This is a genomic window from Pedobacter nanyangensis, assembly GCF_003313505.1.
Classification (GTDB): domain Bacteria; phylum Bacteroidota; class Bacteroidia; order Sphingobacteriales; family Sphingobacteriaceae; genus Pedobacter; species Pedobacter nanyangensis.
This window is the reverse complement of sequence record NZ_QMHO01000003.1, coordinates 475,114-496,408: the sequence shown is the minus strand read 5'-3', so window position 1 is coordinate 496,408 and position 21,295 is coordinate 475,114. Positions and strand designations below refer to the sequence as shown.

The 21,295-nt window shown below is 42.2% G+C and carries 15 protein-coding genes; 14 read left to right on the top strand and 1 reads right to left on the bottom strand.

All coding sequences use genetic code 11. From position 1 onward, the window contains the following. The first annotated feature begins 7 nt into the window (after positions 1 to 7). Together DUT71_RS08155 and DUT71_RS08150 are read left to right on the top strand one after the other, a co-directional pair. The gene (locus DUT71_RS08155; protein WP_113662029.1) at positions 8 to 1,573 is read left to right on the top strand and encodes a RagB/SusD family nutrient uptake outer membrane protein; all 1,566 of its coding nucleotides are present in this window, start codon (positions 8 to 10) and stop codon (positions 1,571 to 1,573) included. A 46-nt stretch (positions 1,574 to 1,619) separates the two neighbouring features. Continuing rightward, complete coding sequence (locus tag DUT71_RS08150; protein ID WP_162795982.1) at positions 1,620 to 2,405, top strand: hypothetical protein; 786 nt, start codon at positions 1,620 to 1,622, stop codon at positions 2,403 to 2,405. Positions 2,406 to 2,774: 369 nt separating this feature from the next. On the opposite strand, the gene DUT71_RS08145 is transcribed toward DUT71_RS08150, so the two are convergent. Next, complete coding sequence (locus tag DUT71_RS08145) at positions 2,775 to 3,653, bottom strand: AraC family transcriptional regulator (RefSeq protein WP_113662027.1); 879 nt, start codon at positions 3,651 to 3,653, stop codon at positions 2,775 to 2,777. 232 nt (positions 3,654 to 3,885) lie between these two features. Here DUT71_RS08145 and DUT71_RS08140 point away from each other — a divergent pair, with 232 nt between their 5' ends. From DUT71_RS08140 to DUT71_RS08085, 12 genes are all read left to right on the top strand, one after another. After that, positions 3,886 to 6,441, top strand: a complete 2,556-nt coding sequence (locus DUT71_RS08140) for a glycoside hydrolase family 95 protein (protein ID WP_113662026.1) — start codon at positions 3,886 to 3,888, stop codon at positions 6,439 to 6,441. Positions 6,442 to 6,611: 170 nt separating this feature from the next. Then, positions 6,612 to 8,759 (top strand): glycoside hydrolase family 31 protein, encoded by a 2,148-nt coding sequence (locus tag DUT71_RS08135; RefSeq protein WP_113662025.1) that lies wholly within the window; start codon positions 6,612 to 6,614, stop codon positions 8,757 to 8,759. Continuing rightward, positions 8,756 to 9,919, top strand: a complete 1,164-nt coding sequence (locus DUT71_RS08130; protein ID WP_394341137.1) for an alginate lyase family protein — start codon at positions 8,756 to 8,758, stop codon at positions 9,917 to 9,919. Before DUT71_RS08135 ends, DUT71_RS08130 begins: the two co-directional genes overlap by 4 nt. A 17-nt stretch (positions 9,920 to 9,936) precedes the next feature. Beyond that, entirely contained in the window at positions 9,937 to 11,808 is a 1,872-nt protein-coding gene (locus DUT71_RS08125) for an alpha-L-fucosidase (RefSeq protein ID WP_113662024.1), read from the top strand. A 16-nt stretch (positions 11,809 to 11,824) separates the two neighbouring features. Beyond that, on the top strand, positions 11,825 to 13,009 hold the full coding sequence (locus DUT71_RS08120) for a glycoside hydrolase family 88 protein (protein WP_113662023.1): 1,185 nt from the start codon (positions 11,825 to 11,827) through the stop codon (positions 13,007 to 13,009). A 28-nt stretch (positions 13,010 to 13,037) separates the two neighbouring features. Beyond that, positions 13,038 to 14,429: a polysaccharide lyase 6 family protein gene (locus DUT71_RS08115; protein WP_113662022.1), complete on the top strand. Its 1,392-nt coding sequence runs from the start codon at positions 13,038 to 13,040 to the stop codon at positions 14,427 to 14,429. Between the two features lie 87 nt (positions 14,430 to 14,516). Continuing rightward, a complete protein-coding gene (locus tag DUT71_RS08110; protein ID WP_394341141.1) occupies positions 14,517 to 15,914 on the top strand; it encodes an alpha-L-fucosidase in 1,398 nt (465 codons plus the stop codon). Between the two features lie 17 nt (positions 15,915 to 15,931). Continuing rightward, positions 15,932 to 17,461 (top strand): DUF4955 domain-containing protein, encoded by a 1,530-nt coding sequence (locus DUT71_RS08105; RefSeq protein WP_240186880.1) that lies wholly within the window; start codon positions 15,932 to 15,934, stop codon positions 17,459 to 17,461. Positions 17,462 to 17,467: 6 nt separating this feature from the next. Beyond that, positions 17,468 to 18,313 carry an alpha/beta hydrolase family protein gene (locus DUT71_RS08100; RefSeq protein ID WP_113662021.1) on the top strand — a complete coding sequence of 282 codons (846 nt, stop codon included), beginning with the start codon at positions 17,468 to 17,470 and terminating at the stop codon, positions 18,311 to 18,313. A 32-nt stretch (positions 18,314 to 18,345) separates the two neighbouring features. Next, entirely contained in the window at positions 18,346 to 18,696 is a 351-nt protein-coding gene (locus DUT71_RS08095) for a cupin domain-containing protein (protein ID WP_113662020.1), read from the top strand. Between the two features lie 3 nt (positions 18,697 to 18,699). Beyond that, positions 18,700 to 19,830 carry a glycoside hydrolase family 88/105 protein gene (locus DUT71_RS08090; protein ID WP_113662019.1) on the top strand — a complete coding sequence of 377 codons (1,131 nt, stop codon included), beginning with the start codon at positions 18,700 to 18,702 and terminating at the stop codon, positions 19,828 to 19,830. A gap of 276 nt (positions 19,831 to 20,106) precedes the next feature. Next, the gene (locus tag DUT71_RS08085; protein WP_113662018.1) at positions 20,107 to 21,177 is read left to right on the top strand and encodes a heparin lyase I family protein; all 1,071 of its coding nucleotides are present in this window, start codon (positions 20,107 to 20,109) and stop codon (positions 21,175 to 21,177) included. Positions 21,178 to 21,295 lie beyond the last annotated feature (118 nt).

Sequence of the window (21,295 nt, the reverse complement as noted above, 5' to 3'; positions counted from 1 at the left end):
TAGAGCTATGATAAAATTATTAAAATATACTTGCCTCATTACGCTGTGTGTAACCATGGGCAGCTGTAAAAAATTTCTTGACGAAAAACCTGTGTCGGAAGTTAAAATCACTGATTTTTATAAATCTAAAGTGGATATAGATGCCGCAACCTCGGGTATGTATTCCTCCTTTCAACAAACCATGGTTGGTGAAAGCCAATACTTAGATCGCTATCATTATTGGGGAGAATTTAGATCTGATAACTTCGATAGGTTCTTGAACTACACCACCACCCATGTTACAGAGGTGGCCATGAATGCCATTACGCCAGATAATATCTATACCGATTGGTCTAGGCTTTATACCGTTATTGCTAGAGCAAATAGCAATATCAAATATATTCCAGGGGTAATGGCACTAGATCAAAACGTAACCCAGGCCGTGGTAAACGCAAATTTGGCCCAATCTTATGCCATGCGTGCCATCTGTTATTTTTATATTGTAAGGGTTTGGGGCAATGCACCTATTTGGCTAGAGCCCTATGAGGATGTGCAAGTAGATGCACAGCGGCCTCGCGAACCAGCAGCTAAAATTTTGGATGAAGTAGTCATCAAAGATTTAATCACTGCATACGACTTGATGGTGAAAAACCAAAACCCTACAATATACACCATTAACGAGGGGGCAGTATGTGCCGCACTGGCCGATGCCTACATGTGGAAAAAAGATTATCCCAATGCAATTATCTGGATTAAAAATCTATTCAAAGCAAGATCTGCTAAAGGTGTTGCCTATGCGGGTGTATCTGAAGTAAATTTGGAACCCACCGCTACCTGGAAAAGCATATTTACCGCACCAGCTACAAGTACAGAAACCATTTGGTCAATCCACTGGGATTTTGTGGCCAACGGATGTGCTTGTAACGTTACATCTTTTACGCAGAATAACAAAACTTTTCAGGTTGATCCGTTATTGTACACTAAGTACTTCTTGCCACATGCGCAAACCGTTCGTCCTAATACTGATATTAGACCAAAGCAAACCCTAGATTTATATACCGTTACTAATCCGGCCAATAACAACAGGGACCGTTTTCTGAAATATTACGCAAGTCCTGTCAACCCAACGGCGGCAACTTCAACCACAGCGCTTAACCAGTTTTACAACCAACAGGCACCTGTATACCTTGTGATGTACAGATTATCAGATATGTATCTGCTTTATGCGGAAGCTTTGAATGGTAGCGGTGATTTGCCAAATGCCCTTAAGTATTTGAACTATGTTAGAAAAAGAGCCACCATACCAGAGTATTTAGCAACCGATCCCAAAGTAAGCACGCAAACAGCAATGGAAAACGCAATTTTGGAGGAGCGCCAGTACGAGCTTATTGGAGAGGGCAAGCGTTGGTTTGATTTGGTAAGGACCAATAAAGTTAAGGAAGTGATGGATCCTGTATTGATCGATCGCCAGACCAGAAACGGTAACACCGACTTAATAGGGTTTGGAGACTTGAGAAGATCTTTGTGGCCAATCAGTAGAGCCGTGATGAACTCTAATAAAAAACTGGTACAAAATCCAGGTTACGGTGAATAAATCGATATAATTTTTAATGATCAAATTTGATATAAATAAAATTGATATGAAAACCTTAAAAAATAGCCTGTTGCCAGCAATAGCACTGTTGCTTGTGGCCTTTACTCAAAGTGGCTGTAAAAAGTTATTTGGGTTGGAACGCCAAAAAGATTATGAATATATAAAGAAAACGCTTGATCCGCATATTGGCATTTCGGCACGGCAGTTCCTCGAAAATAGGAGCCAACCAACAGGCTTGCCAGATGATACGGTGTTTAAGTATATGAAACAGGGGCTCGAGTATGCAGAAATTGATTTGGCCGAATATGAAAAAGCAGACCGTACATTTCTTTTCCTCCATAATGATGGCGTTAGGGTGCTGCCAACCAAAACCACAGCAGGTGTGACCACTACCACCAGTAATATTCCAACTGCCGGATTATGGTTCGATTTTCCAATTGTTACGGGAATTAATCCTACAACTGGGCAGCCTATCACCAGGCCTGCCACCAAATGGAGCGACTACCCTAAACAAGATGTAAAAAACTATTTTTTATACCTGATTGGGCAGGGGCGACATAATTTCGACAACTTAAACGCTAATAATAAAACCATTAAGTCAATTTTACCTGCAGGGGCAACCCTGTCAACTTCAACCATGTTAGGTTATGCAAATGCCGGTAAGGGTTTTGACGAGAATGGTAATTTCTATTTAAGGATATTGAATAATAGTGATTTGGCACCTATTGTACACAATAACAGAACCAATGCTAGGAGTGCGGGATACATTGCAACAAATGGGATTGTGCATGTTTTTGGAGCATCTGTAGCGCCTTCTCTGCCTTCTTTGTAATTCCTGCTAGTAGATTAACGTGAGTTTGGGATTGGGATAAGCGTTTGGCTATTTTTCATGATCTCCAGCCTTAGCAAACCCTCTCCGTTCTACTAAAATCGGCCTTGGCCTGTTCGGGATGCACAAATTAGCCTTGCTTGTTCCTTTAACAGAACAGGGCGCAGCCGTGGATTTTTTTGCATACTTTTTTCATCTACAGGAAAAAAGTTTGTCCGCGAAGCGACAGAACTGAAAATAGTAACAGAAAATGGATGTTTTTGGCATAAAAGTCCAATTAAAGTAGTTTCTCGAGCCGAACTCAGAGGATATAAAAAAAGCGGCGACTTTCAAATGAAGGTCGCCGCTTTTTTATGAAGTTACATTTTTGGTTTATTGGTTAGCGCCAGACATAAACTCTTTCTGATAATTCATGGGGCTTTTGCCAGTAGTTACCTTAAAATATTTGTGAAAACTGGCCAGGTTATTGAAACCGCTTTCGTAGCACAACTGTTTCATGTTAAGCTTGTTTTCCATCAACAGTTTGCAGGCATGGCCAACCCTAATTTCGGTTACAAATCGGGAATAGGTTTTTTTCGTTTTAGATTTAAAATACCTACAGAAAGAATTAGGGCTAATTACCGCCACATTGGAAATTTCTTCCAGATGTATCTTTCTCCTAAAATTCTCAAGCGTGTAATCGTAAATAGCATTTATCCTGTTGTTCTCAGTCTCATCATAGTCTTGTTTAAATCCAATGGACGATAATTTTACGGTTTGGTTGCAGTTGGCAATGAGTGTAAGCGCTTCCAGCAATAATAGGATCCGAGGAGTGCCTTCGGCAACGAGCATCTGTTCTAATAATTCCGAAACCTGTGTTTTAACTTTTCCATTAATTTGCAAGCCCCTTTTGCTGTTTTCGAGCAAGGTTTTAATGGCCTTGTTTTCTGGCAGGTTCAGGAATTGATCGCCCCAAAAATTCTCACTAAAATGAGCTACCCTCACATCGGCAGTAGTTTTGGATTGCTCACTAAAATAAATGTCGTCAAATCTCCAATAGTGGGCCAAGTGGGGCCCTACTAAAATCACGTCGCCAGATTTAAAACTTTTAATGCTATCGCCAATAAATTGTGTGCCCACACCCTTCTTCAGGTGGATCAGTTCTATTTCTGGATGATAATGCCATTTGTTGTTCATGTAGGGTACAACATCTCTCCTTACACTAAAGGATTGGGCAGGTCCCGTCGAGACCTTTAATAGTTGCGGTTTCATCTGGTCAGTAATTATATTTGGTCAAATAAATATACTGTAAAATAATATATACTTCGGTTATAATGCCAATTTTGTTGAATATTCGGGTAATCTTAAAGAATATCCAGAAAAGATTATTCCTTTCTTTGTAAGAGGGGAAACGGATATAAATTAACCGTAGCCCAATAAATTTCTCCAATGGATAACCAAATTGAACAGTTTCTTGACGGCTGTAAATTTTAAACTTTTATTGATGGAACGACTACTGCTTTTAACGCTAATTTGTTGCTTTTTTGCTAGCAATGCACAAGAAAATCCACACTTAAAACTCTGGTACAACCAACCAGCAAAAGCCTGGGAAGAAGCCCTGCCGTTGGGTAATGGCAAAACAGGGGCTATGGTATTTGGCGGGATCAAAAAGGAGCGGTATCAGCTTAATGATAATACCTTATGGTCGGGCTACCCAACTTCGGGGAATAACCCCGATGGGCCAAGCATACTTCCAAAGGTGCGCAAAGCGATATTTGAAGGCGATTATACCAAGGCTACTACGCTTTGGCGCAAAATGCAGGGGCCTTATTCAGCAAGGTATTTGCCATTGGGCGATTTGGCCATCAACTACCACCTAAAAGATACAATAGCAAGTACCTACTACCGCGATTTAAACCTTAACAATGGTGTAGCTTCGGTACGTTATAAAGTGGGGGATGTGACCTATACCAGAACAACCTTGGTAAGCTATCCCGATAAGATCATGGTGGTGCATTTAACCGCCGACCAAAAAGGAGCGCTCAATTTTTCGGTGGGGCTAACCAGTTTATTGCGTTACAAAACCACAACTGCAGCCAATGATTATCTTTTGTTAAAGGGAAAAGCACCTAAACATGTGGCAAATAGAGATTATGAACCTTTTCAAGTAGCCTATGATGACAACGAAAAAGGAGAGGGAATGAATTTTGAAATACATGTAAAAGTGAAGCTTGATGGTGGTAGTGTGAAGGCAAATGGCGAACAATTGACCATTAAAGATGCCAATGCAGTGACGCTTTATTTATCAGAGGCCACCAGTTTCAATGGTTTTGACAAGTCGCCAGGTTTTGAAGGCAAAGATCCAGCGATTGAGGCCAAGGCCAAAATGCAGTTGGCATTTGCAAAATCGTTCGAACAAATTAAAAACACCCATATCAGCGATTATCAAAGTTTATTTAACCGGGTTTCTTTTCAATTGGAAACCCAAAAAGATTTTTCGGCAAGCCCAACGAACGAACGCCTTTTAAAATTCAAGGAAAATGGCGGCGACCATCAATTGCAGGTATTGTATTATCAATTTGGTCGTTACCTGATGATTGCCAGCTCTCGTCCTGGCTCTAGGCCAACCAATTTGCAGGGCATTTGGAACGATAAGGTGATCCCGCCTTGGGGTAGCAATTATACCACCAATATCAATACCGAAATGAACTATTGGTTGGCTGAAAACACGAACCTTTCCGAATGTCACCAGCCCTTGTTTGATTTTATGAAAGAGCTGGCCATTAACGGCGCAAAAACAGCTAAGGTAAACTACAACATTAAGGAAGGATGGACAGCTCACCACAATTCGGATCTTTGGGCCAAAACATCGCCACCAGGCGGATACGATTGGGACCCTAAAAGCGCACCACGATGGTCGGCATGGCCCATGGCCGGCGGTTGGTTCAGTACCCATCTGTGGGAGCATTATCAATTTACGGGAGATAAAAATTTCCTTTCAAAAGAAGCTTATCCGCTCATGAAAGGTGCAGCGCAGTTTCTGTTAAACTGGCTCATTACCGATCCAAAAACGGGTTATTTGGTCACCAACCCATCAACTTCTCCAGAAAATACCGTAAAAATCAAGGGCAAGGAATATCAGTTGAGCTTGGCAAGCACCATGGATATGGCCATTATCCGCGAACTGTTTACCGCTTGTATCAAAGCTTCCAAAATATTGAATATTGATGCTGCTTTTAGCGCTAAACTCGAAGCCGCTAAAAATAAGTTATACCCTTATCATATTGGCCAGTACGGACAATTGCAGGAATGGTATGGCGATTGGGATGATCCAAAAGATACGCATCGTCATATTTCGCATCTGTTTGGCCTATTTCCTGGTAACCAGATTTCCGTACGGCAAACCCCTGAACTGGCTGCTGCTGCTGAGCAAACACTTATTCATCGAGGAGATATTAGCACAGGTTGGTCTATGGCTTGGAAAATCAATTGGTGGGCCAGGATGAAAGATGGAAACCATGCCTATAATATCCTAAATACTGCCTTTAATTATATCGATCCTACGCAAAGCCGCGGACAAATGAGTGGCGGTGGCACTTATCCCAACCTTTTTGATGCACATCCACCGTTTCAGATCGATGGTAATTTTGGAGGTACAGCGGGCATGACAGAAATGCTGTTGCAAAGCCATGAGGGCGAAATCAGTTTATTGCCAGCTTTACCAGATGCCTGGTCTGCTGGATCTATCAAAGGCATTAAGGCCAGGGGAAATTTCGAAGTAGCAATCGCCTGGGAAAATGGAAAGCTTACCCAAGCAAAGATCAAATCGATAATAGGAGGTAATTGCCGTTTAAGAACACCCATCCAGGTACGGGTGGTAGAAGTTACAGGAAATCAAACGAATGCTATTCCAGTAAATGCCCTAATGCAGAATTTCGAAAAACCATCTTATCAAAAAAATGCCAATGCAAAGCTTCAACCTATTAAAACTGATAAAGGCTACACCATTAGTTTTAAAACGGAGAAGGGTAAAAGTTATACCATTGTGCCTGTAAAATAAAGCGCTGGACTAAAAATCAATGGAATAAACCAACATGAGGTTGAACTGGTCAATCCAATGGTAAAATTGCTGAATAATGAGGTAAATAGACAGAATAAAACCTCATTATTTATTGCTTATTTGCAATAAGAGGGAAACAAAATCTCAAATTTTAACCGAATATTTAAACCATGAAAGCTGCTCGAATACTATTAGGTATTGCACTATTGTTGTCGCATTTTTTTAAGGCCAATTCGCAAAGTATCACTTGGTCTGAAGTAATGCCCGGCGTATGGAAAGGCGTAGTAGGTAGCCCCGAGGCTTACGATCTTTTAAAAGCAGCTGGAACCTCACCCAATATGGAAGCTTTAACCAAGTTGGGGAAGGCTGATTTTCCTTTTGTTCAGCAAAATATTGTGGCTTCATTACGTGATGGGAAAACCCAATTGCGTTTCCCGCTCGAAAAAAATGAGCAGCTTTATGGTTTTGGACTTAACTTTCAAACCGTACACCAAAGAGGTAAAATCCTTGAGTTGCATGTAGATCATTATGGCGGTAAAGATAATGGGCGTACCCATGCGCCAACACCCTTTTATATCTCCTCCAATGGCTATGGTGTTTTTATCAATACGGCCAGATACCTTAAAGTTTGGGCCGGAACGGGCGTAAGAAAAGACAGTGAGAATTTTCCTACGCCAAAAGATAGAAACACCGATAAAACATGGGCTTCGAGGCCATATTCCGATGCTGTAGAATTTCAGGTACCCGCTGCTGGCGTAGAAATTTATGTATTTGCTGGACCAAAACCGCTTGATGCCATTAAAAGGTATAATCTTTTTAATGGTGGGGGATACCTGCCTCCAAAATGGGGTTTAGGTTTTACCCAAAGAGTAATGACCAGGTTTACCGCTGCCGAAGTAGAAAAAGAAATATATACCTTTAAGGAAAAAGGTTATCCGCTTGATTTTGTGGGCTTAGAACCTGGTTGGCAAAGCAAAGCCTATCCTGGCACATTTACTTGGGATATGGGACGTTTTCCAAACCCTCAAAAGTTTGTGGCAGATATGTTGAACAAAGGTATCAGACTTAATTTGTGGCTCAATCCCTATGTTTCTCCTGATGCACCATTTTACAAAGAAATTTTACCACTGACAAGTTCCCACACGGTATGGCTGGGTGTGGTTCCAGATTTAACCCTGCCCAAGGCAAGAGCGCTGTTTTTTTCGCAATTGCAGCAAAATCAAATAGAAATAGGCGTAAGTGGCTATAAAATAGATGAAGTGGATGGTTACGACCATTACCTGTGGCCAGATGTGGCAACTTTCCCATCGGGTTTAAGCGCCGAGCAAATGCGACAAACCTATGGATTGTTAATGCAGCGGTACACTGCCGAGATTTTTAAAAAACGTAACCAACGCACATTTGGTTTGGTAAGAGCATCTAATGGAGGAGGAACCTCATTTCCTTATGTGCTTTATAACGATTATTACAACCATGAAGATTTTATCACCGCATTAATTAACAGTGGTTTTGCAGGCGTGCTATGGACCCCCGAAGTGCGTGCCTCCAAAACTGGCGAGGAATGGTTGCGGCGGTTTCAATCCAATGTATTTTCGCCCATGGCCATGATCAATGCCTGGTCTAGCGGTACCAAGCCATGGAGTTATCCCGAAGTAGAAAAGCAGGTGAAATCATTCGCCCTGTTGCGGATGCAAATGATGCCTTACTGGTATACCGAGTTTGCAAAATACCATTTTGAAGGTACGCCGCCTTTTAGGGCAATGAATTTGGAAGATGGCTTTAATCAGCAACTCAACACAGAAAAAGCCAATTTAAATCTCGAAGAAAATCCTTATGCCGAAGCCGTTTCCAAGGAAATTAAAGACCAATATATGGCAGGTGAATATCTTTTGGTGGCCCCAATGTTTACCGGACAAGTTACCCGAAAGGTAGTGTTGCCAAAAGGTAAATGGTACGACTTTTACACCGGCGAATTTGCTGGAGAAGGTACCGTAATTACCGTTACACCAGGTTTGGATAAAATTCCTGTTTATGTAAAAGATGGCGGAATTATACCGATGATGCCCGCCATGCTCCATGCGCCAAAATCGGGTGAGAAAATTGACCTTGAAATTCGTTACTATGGAGAAAAACCTGGTCAATATCTTTTGTATGATGATGATGGCGAAACTTTCAATTATGAAAAAGGCCAGTACAGCTGGCGACAAATCAATATTCAGCGCACCGCCAATGGAATAAAAGGAAACATTTCGGCTCCCGAAAAAAATAAACCTAATACCTTAGGGAAAATTATTTGGACCTTAATGACTAAATCATGATGCGACTTTTGCTTAAATATAGTTTACTCCTTTTTGTTGTGGTTGTTTCAAACGCTGCTCTGGCTCAATCGTATAGGGACGAAGCTGCTAAGGTATTACGAAAACAAATCCTAAAGGAAGCCGCTTGGGCATTGAAACAACAACCCGTCACGGTAACGGCGCAAAGCTCGCCCAGAAGTGCTGGAGGTAAGCACGATTTCTTTTCCGAAGGCGATTATTGGTGGCCAGATCCTCAAAATCCATCGGGACCTTATGTTCAAAAAGATGGTATGACCAATCCCGATATTTTTGTGGCCCATCGATTGGCCATGATCAGATTTAGCCGTATTGTGGGGGCATTGGCATCGGCCTACAAACTCACTGGCGATAAAAAATATGTAGAAGGTGCATTGGTACACTTAAAAGCTTGGTTTTGCGATGCCGCAACCCTCATGAATCCCAATTTGTTATATGCCCAAGCCATACAGGGCAGGTTTACGGGACGCGGCATTGGCATTATCGATACCATCCATTTAATGGAAGTAGCGCAGGGCATATTAGTCATGCAATCAGCTATCCAAGCTTCTACACTTAAGGATTTAAAGCAATGGTTTGCCGATTATCTCCACTGGTTAACTACCCATCCATACGGTAAGGATGAACTGAATGCAAAAAATAACCACGGTACTTGTTGGGTCATGCAGGTGGCCTCATTTGCCAAATTAACGGAAAACAAAAAACTACTTGATTTTTGTCGTGACCGTTATAAAAATGTATTGCTGCCCAATCAAATGTCGGCTGATGGCAGCTTCCCTTTAGAACTGGCCCGTACCAAGCCTTATGGTTATTCCATCTTTAACCTCGATGCCATGAGTATGATCTGCCAAATTTTATCCGTAAAGGATGACAATTTATGGAACTACGAAACCGCCGATGGAAAATCGATCAAGAAGGGTATCGCATTTCTTTATCCCTTTGTGGCCGATAAAACCAAATGGCCTTACCCAAAAGATGTGATGTATTGGGAAAATTGGCCAGTAGCACAACCTTTTTTGCTAATGGGTGCCAATGCTTATCAAAATAACAACTGGTTAAACACTTGGAAAACATTGGAACACGAGCCAAAGGTGGAAGAAGTGATTAGAAACCTACCCATTCGTAACCCGTTAATTTGGCTATAGCTAATTCATCATCAACAATGAAACTGAAAAAACTACTTATCTGTTTATTAGGCTTGTCGGTTAACAGCTTGGCTTTTGGTCAGGTAGCGGGCGATGAGGATAAGGAAATGTTCAACCAATCAAAGGAACGCGATCAAAAAGCCATTGATCAAGCCCTTAACACTTGGTGGACCGCTTCCATGAAAACACATGAACAGCGCATTCAATGGTGGCGGGATGCCAAATTTGGGATGTTTATCCATTGGGGGATTTATTCTTTACCTGCCGGCGAGTGGAAGGGCAAAAAAGTAGGTGGCTATGCAGAGCATTTAATGCGCAAGGAAAAAATTACCAGAAAAGAGTACTTGGATATCGCCCATCAGTTTAATCCCATACTTTTTAATGCCGATAAATGGATACTGGATGCTCAAAAAGCGGGAATGAATTATTTTATCATTACCGCCAAGCACCACGATGGTTTTGCGATGTATCCCTCAAACGTGGGTGATTTCGATATCGCTAAACAAACACCTTTTAAAAGAGATCCCATAGCCGAGTTGGCCGCCGCGGCTAAAAATCACGGAATGAAGTTTGGCTTTTACTATTCCCATGCCTTTGATTGGGAACATCCAAATGCGCCGGGGAATGATTGGGAATATAAAAATCCGGGGGGCGATTTGGGATTGTATGGCGGTGTAAATTGGTATGTAGAACATCCGGAATTGTTGCCCAAGGCAGTTAAATATGTAGATGAAAAAGCTATTCCGCAAATTAAAGAGTTGCTTACAAAATACCATCCAGATATCTTATGGTTTGATACGCCACAGAAGTTGCCACTTTCTGAAAACATTCGGATTTTAAAAGCCATCAGAGAAACAGACCCGAATGTGGTGGTGAATGGAAGGTTGGTAAGAAGTGCCAGTGCCAATTTTGGTGATTATAAAAATACCGCAGATAGACCTGCTGAATTTTATCCCGTGGAAGGCGATTGGGAAGCTATTCCAACCACTAACGAATCCTATGGTTATAGCAAATACGATCATTCGCATAAATCGCCAGGGTTTTTGATTCAGCTTTTGGCTAAAGCAGCCTCCAGAAATGGAAACCTGTTGATGAACATTGGGCCCAAAGGAGATGGTACTTTTGATGCCAAGGATCTGCAAATACTGGCGGGTATAGAAAAATGGGTAGGTAAAAATGCAGAAAGTATTTACAAAACAAATAAAACACCATTGCCCTTGCAAAATTGGGGCGTAACTACGCAAAATGCCAATAAAATCTACCTGCATGTTTTTAATTGGCCCAAGGATGGAAAATTATATGTTGGTGGTATAAAATCGAAAATAAGTAAGGCTTATCTACTGGCTGACCCTAAAAAATCAAACTTGCACATTCAAACCCTAGGGGAGGGTGATTTTTATATTGATGTACCCAAGCAAGCTCCAGACACCGCCAACACGGTCATTACCTTGCGCTTAAACGAACCCCTTAAAACGGATCAGGTACCTTACGTGGCTACCAATATCCCTTTAACTCGCTTGCTGGCTTTTGATGCCAACCTAAGCAAAGGGTTTAAGTTTGGAGATGGGAAAACCGACCGTTTTTATGTAGAAGGATGGGAGAAAAAGGAGCAATCGGTCAGTTGGGTTTTCAGAACAAGCGCAGCACAAAAATTTAAAATAGAGATAAAATACCTAGCGGGAAAAGAAAGTGGCGGCAGCTACAATTTTAAAATAGACCAACAGGATTTTAAAAAAGAGGTACTGATTGGCGATACGAAGGTAGTGACACAAGTGATTGGCGAAATACCATTGGCAAAAGGTTTACATCGCATAGAAATTAATCCCAATACCATTTTAAAAAGCGAATTGATGAAGCTCTTAGAAGTTCAGTTGATTCCGATCAATTAATCATAAAAAATTACAGATGAAAATTAGACACCTAGCCGTAGCCATTGTTTTATTAGGATTGCAGACTGCTGTTTTTGCACAGAAGGTAGATGTTAAAAAAGCTTTCCAGCATGCGGCAACCCAAACAGACCTTCTTTTAAAAGAGGTAGAAAAAGCAAAAGATCCCCAAAAACCTCAACTCTTTTCGCCACGGACCATTGAAGATGGGCATCTCAAACTTGTAGCATCCAGAGATTGGACGAGTGGATTTTTCCCCGGAGTTTTGTGGTATTTAGATGAATTTTATGGAACCGAGCACTGGAAAGCCGCTGCGAAGAAATTCACTGCCCAGGTGGAACAGGAAAAAAACAACGGAACCACACACGATATGGGCTTTAAGATTTATTGCAGTGTGGGAAATGGTTACCGTTTAACCCATGATCCTCATTACCGTGACGTGATCATCACCGCTGCAAAAACACTGTCTACACGCTTTAACCCTAAAACTGGGGTCATCTTGTCGTGGGACCACAGCCGCGATAAATGGGTAAACCCAGTAATTATCGACAACATGATGAACCTTGAACTGTTGTTCGAAGCCACCAAGCTCACTGGCGATTCATCGTTTTACAAAATTGCAGTGAGCCACGCCAACACCACCATGAAAAATCACTTTCGTGCCGATTACAGCTCTTATCATGTGATTGATTATGATCCAAAAACAGGAGCGGTGCTTAAAAAGAATACGCACCAGGGCTATAGCCACGAATCGGCATGGTCACGTGGGCAAGCTTGGGCCCTATATGGCTACACCATGTGTTACCGCTATACCAAAAACCCACGCTACTTGGCACAAGCAGAAAATGTCGCAAAGTTTATCCTCAATCACCCCAATATGCCTAAGGATTTGGTGCCATATTATGATTTTGATGCCCCTGGAATCCCTAACGAACCTAGAGATGCCTCTGCTGCAGCCTTAATTTCATCAGCGTTGTATGAACTAAATACATACAGCAAAGCCAGAAAAGATTATCGTAAAAAAGCCGATCAAATTCTCGAATCGTTGGCTACCAAATATACAGCACCTGTAGGCTCTTCCTTTGGCTTCATTTTATTGCACAGTACGGGTTCAAAACCAGGCAAATTTGAGGTAGATGTACCTTTAAACTATGCTGATTATTACTACCTGGAAGCATTGCTAAGAAAGAAAAACCTGAAATAATCATTAGATCATTAACCACTAACCGAATATGAGATTTAAGTTTTTTTTAACTGGCTGTTTAATTTTCTTGGCGTTTCAAGGCTTTGCCAAAAATTATTCCATTACTTCGGCTGCCGAGCTTGCCAAGCTAACGCTAAAGCCGGGTGACAAGGTGATGCTTAAAAATGGCAACTGGCAGGACCAACAACTGATCTTTAAGGGGAAAGGGACCAGTAAAAATCCTATCACATTGAGCGCCGAAAATGCTCCGTTGATAAATCTGACAGGCAAGTCATCCATTCAGATAGACGGCACTTGGTTGGTGGTGGAGGGCTTGAACTTTATAAATGGCGCAACCAATGGCGAAGATGTGATCCTTTTTACGGAGAAATCATCCAATTGTCGTTTAACCAACTCCGCTGTGGTAAAATTTAACCCTAGCGAAAAGACTAAAGAATATACTTACGTTTCGTTGTACGGAAGCCGTAACAGGGTAGACCATTGTTATTTTGAAGGGAAAACCAATCTGGGGCCTACCTTAGTGGTATGGCTTTCGGCCAAGCCTAACCATCATCAAATAGATCATAATTATTTTGGACCGCGGCCAGACATTGACGGCAACGGTGGTGAAACCATTCGTATTGGAACCAGCACTTGGTCAATGTACGATTCGTTTACCAAAGTAGAGTCGAACATTTTTGCGCAATGCAATGGCGAAACCGAAATTGTTTCGGTAAAATCTTGTCGTAACACCATTTCCAACAACCTTTTTTACGAAAGCGTAGGCACCTTGACTTTACGCCATGGAAATTATAACCAGGTTTTCGGAAATATCTTTATCGGGAACAATATTAAAAATACCGGTGGAATCAGAATTATTGGCGAGCATCATCAGGTGTACAATAATTACTTGCAGGGCTTAACGGGCACAGGCTTAAGGGCCGCAATTTCAGTGATGGATGGTTTGCCAAACCCTCAACTGGTGAGCCATTGGCAGGTTAAGGATGCCACGGTGGTAGCCAATACCATGGTGGATTGTAAAGAGGCCTTTTCCATTGGAGCTGGAAAAAATGCAGATCGTATTTTGCCACCACAAAGAGTAGTCGTAGCCAATAACCTAATCAGCAATTCCACTAATACAGTAACCATGGTAGATTCAGCGGCAGACGTAACTTTCGACGGAAATTTAGTTAACGATAAATCAACCGCTATTGAGCTTCTAAAAGGTTTTAAAGGGGTTGATGCCAAGCTTAAAAAGGATGGGCTGATTTGGCAACCAGAAGTTTCAAGCCCGGTAAAAGGCGCATTTAGGGGTACTTTTTCTTTCATCAAGCAAAAAGATGTAGGCGCACAATTGAGCGAGTCGCAATTATCCATTTTGAAGCATACGGATATTGGACCAAAATGGATGACCCATAAAATAGCAATATCAAGCAAATAAGTTTTAGTAATGAAGACAAAACATCATATCATCACGATCAAATCAATCATCATGTTAAAAAGAATAAGCAAATTATGGTTGGTATTAATGCTCATCACCCCTTTAGCGAAAGCGCAACAAGCCCTTGGCAAAGAAGAAAGAATGAAATGGTGGACCGAAGCACGTTTCGGCATGTTTATCCACTTTGGTGTATATGCGCAAATGGCCGGACAGTACAAAGGTCACGAACAAGCTAGAGGTGGCGCCGAATGGATCATGAATAGGATGAAGGTACCTGTAGCCGAATATAAAGAAATCGCTAAGCAGTTTAATCCCGTAAAATACGATGCCGATGCTTGGGTGAAAATGGCCAAAGATGCGGGCATGAAATATTTGGTAATTACCGCCAAGCACCATGATGGTTTTGCGCTGTTCAACTCAAAAGCTAGCAAGTGGGACATTGCCGATGCCACACCGTATGGAAAAGACCTGTTAAAACCATTGGCCGAAGCATGTAAGAAATACGGGATAAAATTAGGATTTTATTATTCGCAAGCGCAAGATTGGGGCAATGCAGGAGGCTCGGTAGCTCGTAAATTGATGCGGGAAGGTTGGCCTAATCCCGACAGCACCAACATTGATAACTATACTGCGGCACATAAAGGCAAGTGGGATCCTGTACAGGAAACAAAAACCTTTGATCAATATATTGATGATGTGGCCGTACCTCAACTAAAAGAGTTGATGACCAATTATGGTGATATTGCCGTGCTTTGGTGGGATACGCCTACCAACATGACCGATGAAGCCGCATTAAAGCTTCAGGAAGTACTTAAAAAACAACCTGCAATTATTACCAATGATCGATTGAAACGACCAAACTTTCCAGGAGATACCAAAACTCCCGAGCAAAAAATACCTGACCAGAGCGAATTGGATGGACAGTATTGGGAAACCTGCATGACCATGAACGGTACTTGGGGCTATCGTGTATCTGACCATAAATGGAAACCCGCATCAACCTTGATCCGTAACCTTATCGACATTGCCTCAAAAGGAGGGAATTACCTGCTTAACGTAGGGCCAAAGCCCGATGGTTCTTTCCCGCAAGAAAGTATAGACCGGTTAAAGGAAATTGGAAGTTGGATGAAAGTTAATCACGAAGCAATTTATGCCACAACGGCCAATCCATTGCCAGTGGTGCCCTGGGGGCGAATTACCAAAAAAACTGAAAAAGGTAAGACCAAATTATATCTTTCCGTATTTGATTGGCCAAAAGATGGAAAACTGATCATCCCCCAACTAAAACATCCAGTGGTAGCTGCAACCTTGTTGAGTAACGGAGCAAAATTAAAAACTTATGCCCAAGGCGATGCGGTGGCGATAGAGGTTCCAGCGCAGGCAATTGATCCCATTGCTACCGTGGTTAAATTAGAAGTAAAAGGAGAAATAAAGGGAAGTTCCTTAAAACCTACCAGCAAAATGAAAACAGGAGCGATAGATTAAAAACCGATAATGATTTTATGAAAAAATTTTTTTTAACCATGTCAATATTGGCATTGTGTAGCGCTACCTTTGCCCAAAAAGTATCTCCATTGTGGGCCGATTTTGTGGCCGCCAAGCAATCTGGAAAAACGCCGATACTGCCAGATTTCTCTTTTGCGGGATATCATTTCTCCGAAAAATCAATCCCAGAGGTTTCGGGCAAAAAGGTATTTAACGTGGTTGATTACGGCGCAAAACCTAATGATGCAGGCTATGATGATGAGGCCATCCAACGAGCCATTGATGCGGCCGAAAAAAACAAAGATGGCGGAGTGGTATTTTTTCCATCGGGGAAGTTTTTAATTGCTGCCGACACAGATAGCACAAAATTTATCCGTATTTCTAAAAGCAACATCATTTTAAAGGGCAGTGGTAGCGGCGCAGGAGGAACAGAAATTTATCAAGATAAAATGCGGATCAATGGCCGCCAAATTCAGTTTAAACCAACGGATTTAAGTGCAAAAAAGTTAACCACCATCATCAAAGATGCCGATAGAGAAAGCTTTTGGGTAGAAGTGGCAGAGGCTTCGGCCTTAAAAGTAGGACAGGATGTGGTGATACGCCATAAAAGCGAAGAATTTACCAAGATTTATTTTGCACCGCTACAGTTAAAGCCAGAGTGGTCGAGATTATTTGGCGATAAAGGCGGGATGCTGATCAACGAAATTCATACCATTGAAAAGATAGAAGGAAACAAGGTGAAATTTAAAAACCCCTTGCACTTTGATTTAAGGATGGTTAAAAGCGCAGCATTTGAATTAGCTACCTACAACTACATGGAAGAATGCGGCGTGGAGGATATTTTATTTACCAGCAACTGGAAAACCTATGGGGAGGATTTTGTACACCATAAAAATGCCATTCACGATTATGCCTGGGAAGCCGTAGGCATGGAATACGTAAAGAACAGTTGGGTGAGAAACTGCGAATTTCGCGATTGGAACGAAGGACTGTTTATCCGTTCAGGTTATCAGGTAAGCGTACTCAACGTCAACTTTAAGGGAAAAAAAGGTCACGCCTCCGTTCATGCCCGCACGGGGTATGGCGTATTGATTAAAAACTGCAACTTCAACGATGCACAACATCACGGTGCTGGAACTGGTTATAGCGCAGTGGGTACCGTAATTACGCAATGTACTTTGGGCAGCGATCAAAACATCGATATCCACTCGGGACAACCCTTTGCCACTTTGTACGATGACATTAAGGGTGGTGTTTTTTATAACTTGGGCGGCCCTGAACCTGGTCACCCGCATCATGGCAAGCATTTGGTGCTATGGAATTTTCAGCATCAATCAGCAAAAGATCAACACTACAATTTCTGGGATCTTCATAAACGCCGAAACTACACCATTGCACAGCCTATTTTGGTAGGTTTTCAGTCTGATCGCAAGGTAACTTTCGAAAATGCAGGCATCAATCAAGATCAGGGTAAACAAGTGTTGCCAAAATCGTTATTCGAGGCACAGCTTACCTTGCGGCTAACAGGAAAAAATGTTGCTAAATAATTCGTTATGAAACGCTTTTATCTTCTCCTAATTTATGGCTGTTTTGTTTTGCCGGTGATGGCCCAATCTCCATTAACCGAAGAAAAAGAAAGCAAGTGGCGTCATTTCCAAAAAAATGAATTTAAGTTCAAGGGTTATAACGCCTGGATCATTGCCCCTAAAAAAGCTTTGCCAGGTAAACCCTGGGTTTGGAAAGCCTATTTTCCCGATTGGCATGTACAACCAGATAGCATATTGCTGGAAAGAGGTTTTCATGTAGCCTACATCAATACCAATGATCTTTATGGTCATGCCAAAGCCTTAAACATATGGGACGAGTTTTACCAATACCTCATCTCAAAGGAAGGATTTGCACCCAAGGTAGCACTAGAAGGGATTAGTCGCGGTGGATTATACGTGTATGGCTGGGCAAAGCGACATCCGGATAGGGTGAGCTGTATTTACGCCGAAGCCCCGGTTTGCGATTTCAAAAGCTGGCCAGGCGGTAAGGGAACCGGTAAAGGATCAGCAGCGGACTGGAAGAAATTACTCGAAGTGTATGGTTTTACAGAAGAACAGGCACTACAATACGATGATCAGCCCAAAGATAATCTAGATCGTCTAGCTTCCTTCAAGGTGCCCATACTGCATGTAATCGGTCTAAACGATGGCATTGTGCCCATCGCCGAAAATACACTCTTATTAGTGCATAATTATATTTTAAAAGGCGGCCCGGCAACCATTATTCCAATGACATTGGGCAAGCAAACCTTAGCAGGCCACCATTTCCCAATAGAACAGCCTGCTAAAATTGCTGACTTCATTTATGAAAACAGCGTGCCGCACCTCAGTTACGTCAACACAAAACCATAGAAAATCTTATCAACTATTTAAAAATCAATAATATGTTACAAGGAGCCTTATTTCAAATGGATGGAGAAATACCCTGGGAAGATTTAGGAAACGGTATCAAAAGACAATGCTACGGCTATGGCGAAAACGTAATGCTGGTAAAGGTGAAATTTGAAGCGGGCGCCGTTGGACAACTGCATGAGCATTACCATACCCAAGTGACGTATGTAGAAAGCGGCATCTTCGAAATGACCATTGGCAAGGAGAAAAAAATCATTAAAAAAGGCGATGGTTATTATGTGCCCCCACACGAAATACATGGCTGTGTTTGTTTGGAGCCAGGCATGTTGATCGATGTTTTTAGTCCTTATAGGGAAGATTTTTTACCGACATCAAGTATTTAAAATATGAAGAAAAATATTGGTTTATGGATGATGCTGTTAATAGGTACCAGCATATCCGCACAGGCACAGAAAGCTGTAAAAGAATTTGAAAACTGGCCGAAAGGTACCTCTCCAGCGGAGATAGGTAAGCGGGTTGCCGATCGTTTTATCGTAACGCCGCATACCAACTTTGGAAGGCCAACACCCCCTAAAGTAATTACCTATGCCGAAACCTGTGCATGGTATGGCGCATTAAAGTTTGCTAAAGAGAGCAATAGTAATGAACTGTTATGGCAACTGGCCAAACGTTTTGAGCCCTTTTTTGGTGAAAAAGCGTCGATGATACCTGTACCAGACCACGTAGACTATTGTGTATTTGGGACCGTACCCTTAGAGCTTTACAAGCAGACCAAAGAAAAGAGATACCTAGAAATGGGCCAAAGCATAGCTGATAAACAATGGGGCCCACCCGAAGGCAAAAGAGTAGTGCCCGAATCGCATGTGTTTTATAGCAAAGGGCTTACTTGGCAAACCCGCATGTGGATTGACGATATGTTCATGATCAATGCCTTGCAAACGCAGGCCTATCGAGCTACGGGAGAAAAAAAATACTTGGATCGAGCTGCCAAAGAAATGGTGGTGTACCTTGATTCGTTGCAAAAAACAAATGGCCTATTTTATCACGCACCAGATGTGCCTTTCTTTTGGGGACGGGGAAATGGATGGATGGCCGCAGGGATGACCGAAATACTCACTGCCCTTCCTAAAAATCACCCTGAGCGAACTCGGATTTTGAAGGGTTACGAAACGATGATGGCCTCCTTGCTTAAGTACCAAACCAATTCTGGAATGTGGCGCCAGTTGATAGACGTGCCCGCTTCTTGGGAAGAAAGCTCGGGTACCGCCATGTTTGCCTACGCCATGGTCACCGGCGTAAAAAATGGCTGGCTTTCCCAAAAAACGTATGCACCTGCGGCACGTAAAGCTTGGTTGGCCCTCGTCTCTAAAATTGATGCCAATGCCGAGGTAAGCGATGTATGCGAAGGCACCAACAAGAAAAACGATTTGCAATACTACCTCGACCGTAAACGCATCACAGGCGATATGCATGGGCAAGCACCAATATTATGGACTGCCGCCGCATTTTTACAATAATAAACCCCCATGTGTCTATGTGGTTATATTTCTTTTTTAATAAATACAAACACATAGACACATAGTAAACTCACGTTAAATGCCAATGCTCTAAGGTTGATGTATTGTATTGACCCTATGAGCCTTCCCTCCCGAATATAACCGCCTCCCTTACTTTTCATCACAGATTGTTGGAAATAGAATAACCTTTTTTAAATGCCGATAGAACCGTAAGTCTGTTGAAAAGCAATTAACCTATTCAATTAATTAATAACCAAATATTTAAAACCAGTAATCATGAAAAAAATCAACATTCTTGCAATTGTTGTAGCCCTTGCTATGTTTCAAAGTGGCTGTAAAAAAAATGGTGAAACGCAAAACGATGCCCTGGAAGAGAAGAAAGCTCCTTTCTCAAAAAACACATCTGGCGGTATCACCACCCAATCTATTTTACATAACGGAGATGCTTCTCTTGGCAGTGCTGCGGTATGGAAAGCAATTAATGTGGAGCAAAGCGGTACCGTTACCGTGGTCAATGACGAAACAGGAACACCAGTATGGAAATTTCTGAAACCAGCGGGTAGCCACCGTGCCGAAGGGCATGGATCGGTAGGTTTTAGTGCGCCCGAAGGAACCTCATTTTATGTGGGCTGGCGAAGTAAGATATATATGCCAACTAACCTTAAAACCGATGCGATTTGGCAATGGAAATCTTACCCAACGGAAGGCTCGTTGGCCAATCATCCTTTAATGCTCAGAACCAAAAACGGAAACATCGAATTGCAGTATTTTGATGCCAATCATACCGCTTTTGTATTGTGGTCTACGCCGTTAACTACAAGTGCTTGGTTGGATTTTACCATGCGTATCAATGCTTCGTACAGCGCCTCAACAGGTTATGTGGAGCTTTGGTACAACGGCGTTAAGCAAACCTTAAGCAACGGAAGCCAGCGTTATTATTGCCGGACGTTGGATAGCGACTATTGCGATCCTAAATGGGGGGTGTACGGTGGCGATGAATCGCAGGCTACCCACTTTGTTAAGCGTATCAGAATTGCAACCACGTATGCCGAGGCAGCTCCTACAGGTAGTACAGCACCAACGGCGGTTACCCTTTATCAAAATTGCAACTATGGCGGCTGGAGCGCTTCCCTTGCTGTTGGCTCCTATACAAAGGCACAGCTTGAAGCCCTGGGCTTTGTTAATGATGATGCTTCGGCCGTAAAAGTACCTGCGGGATTAAAAATTACCTCATATAAAAACGACGGCTTTGGTGGTACGTCAGTTACACTTACCGCAGATGAAGATTGCCTGACCGATATCAGTTTTAATGATAGCGTGTCATCAGTTGTAGTTGCCGTTAATTAAGCATTTTAACCATAGCCAGCTCATTTTGCAGCTGGCTATTTTTTGCGCCAAACCCATCAAATGGGTACAGCTTTAAGCTACCTGTTTCAATCACAGATAGATATGTGGAATTAACAGT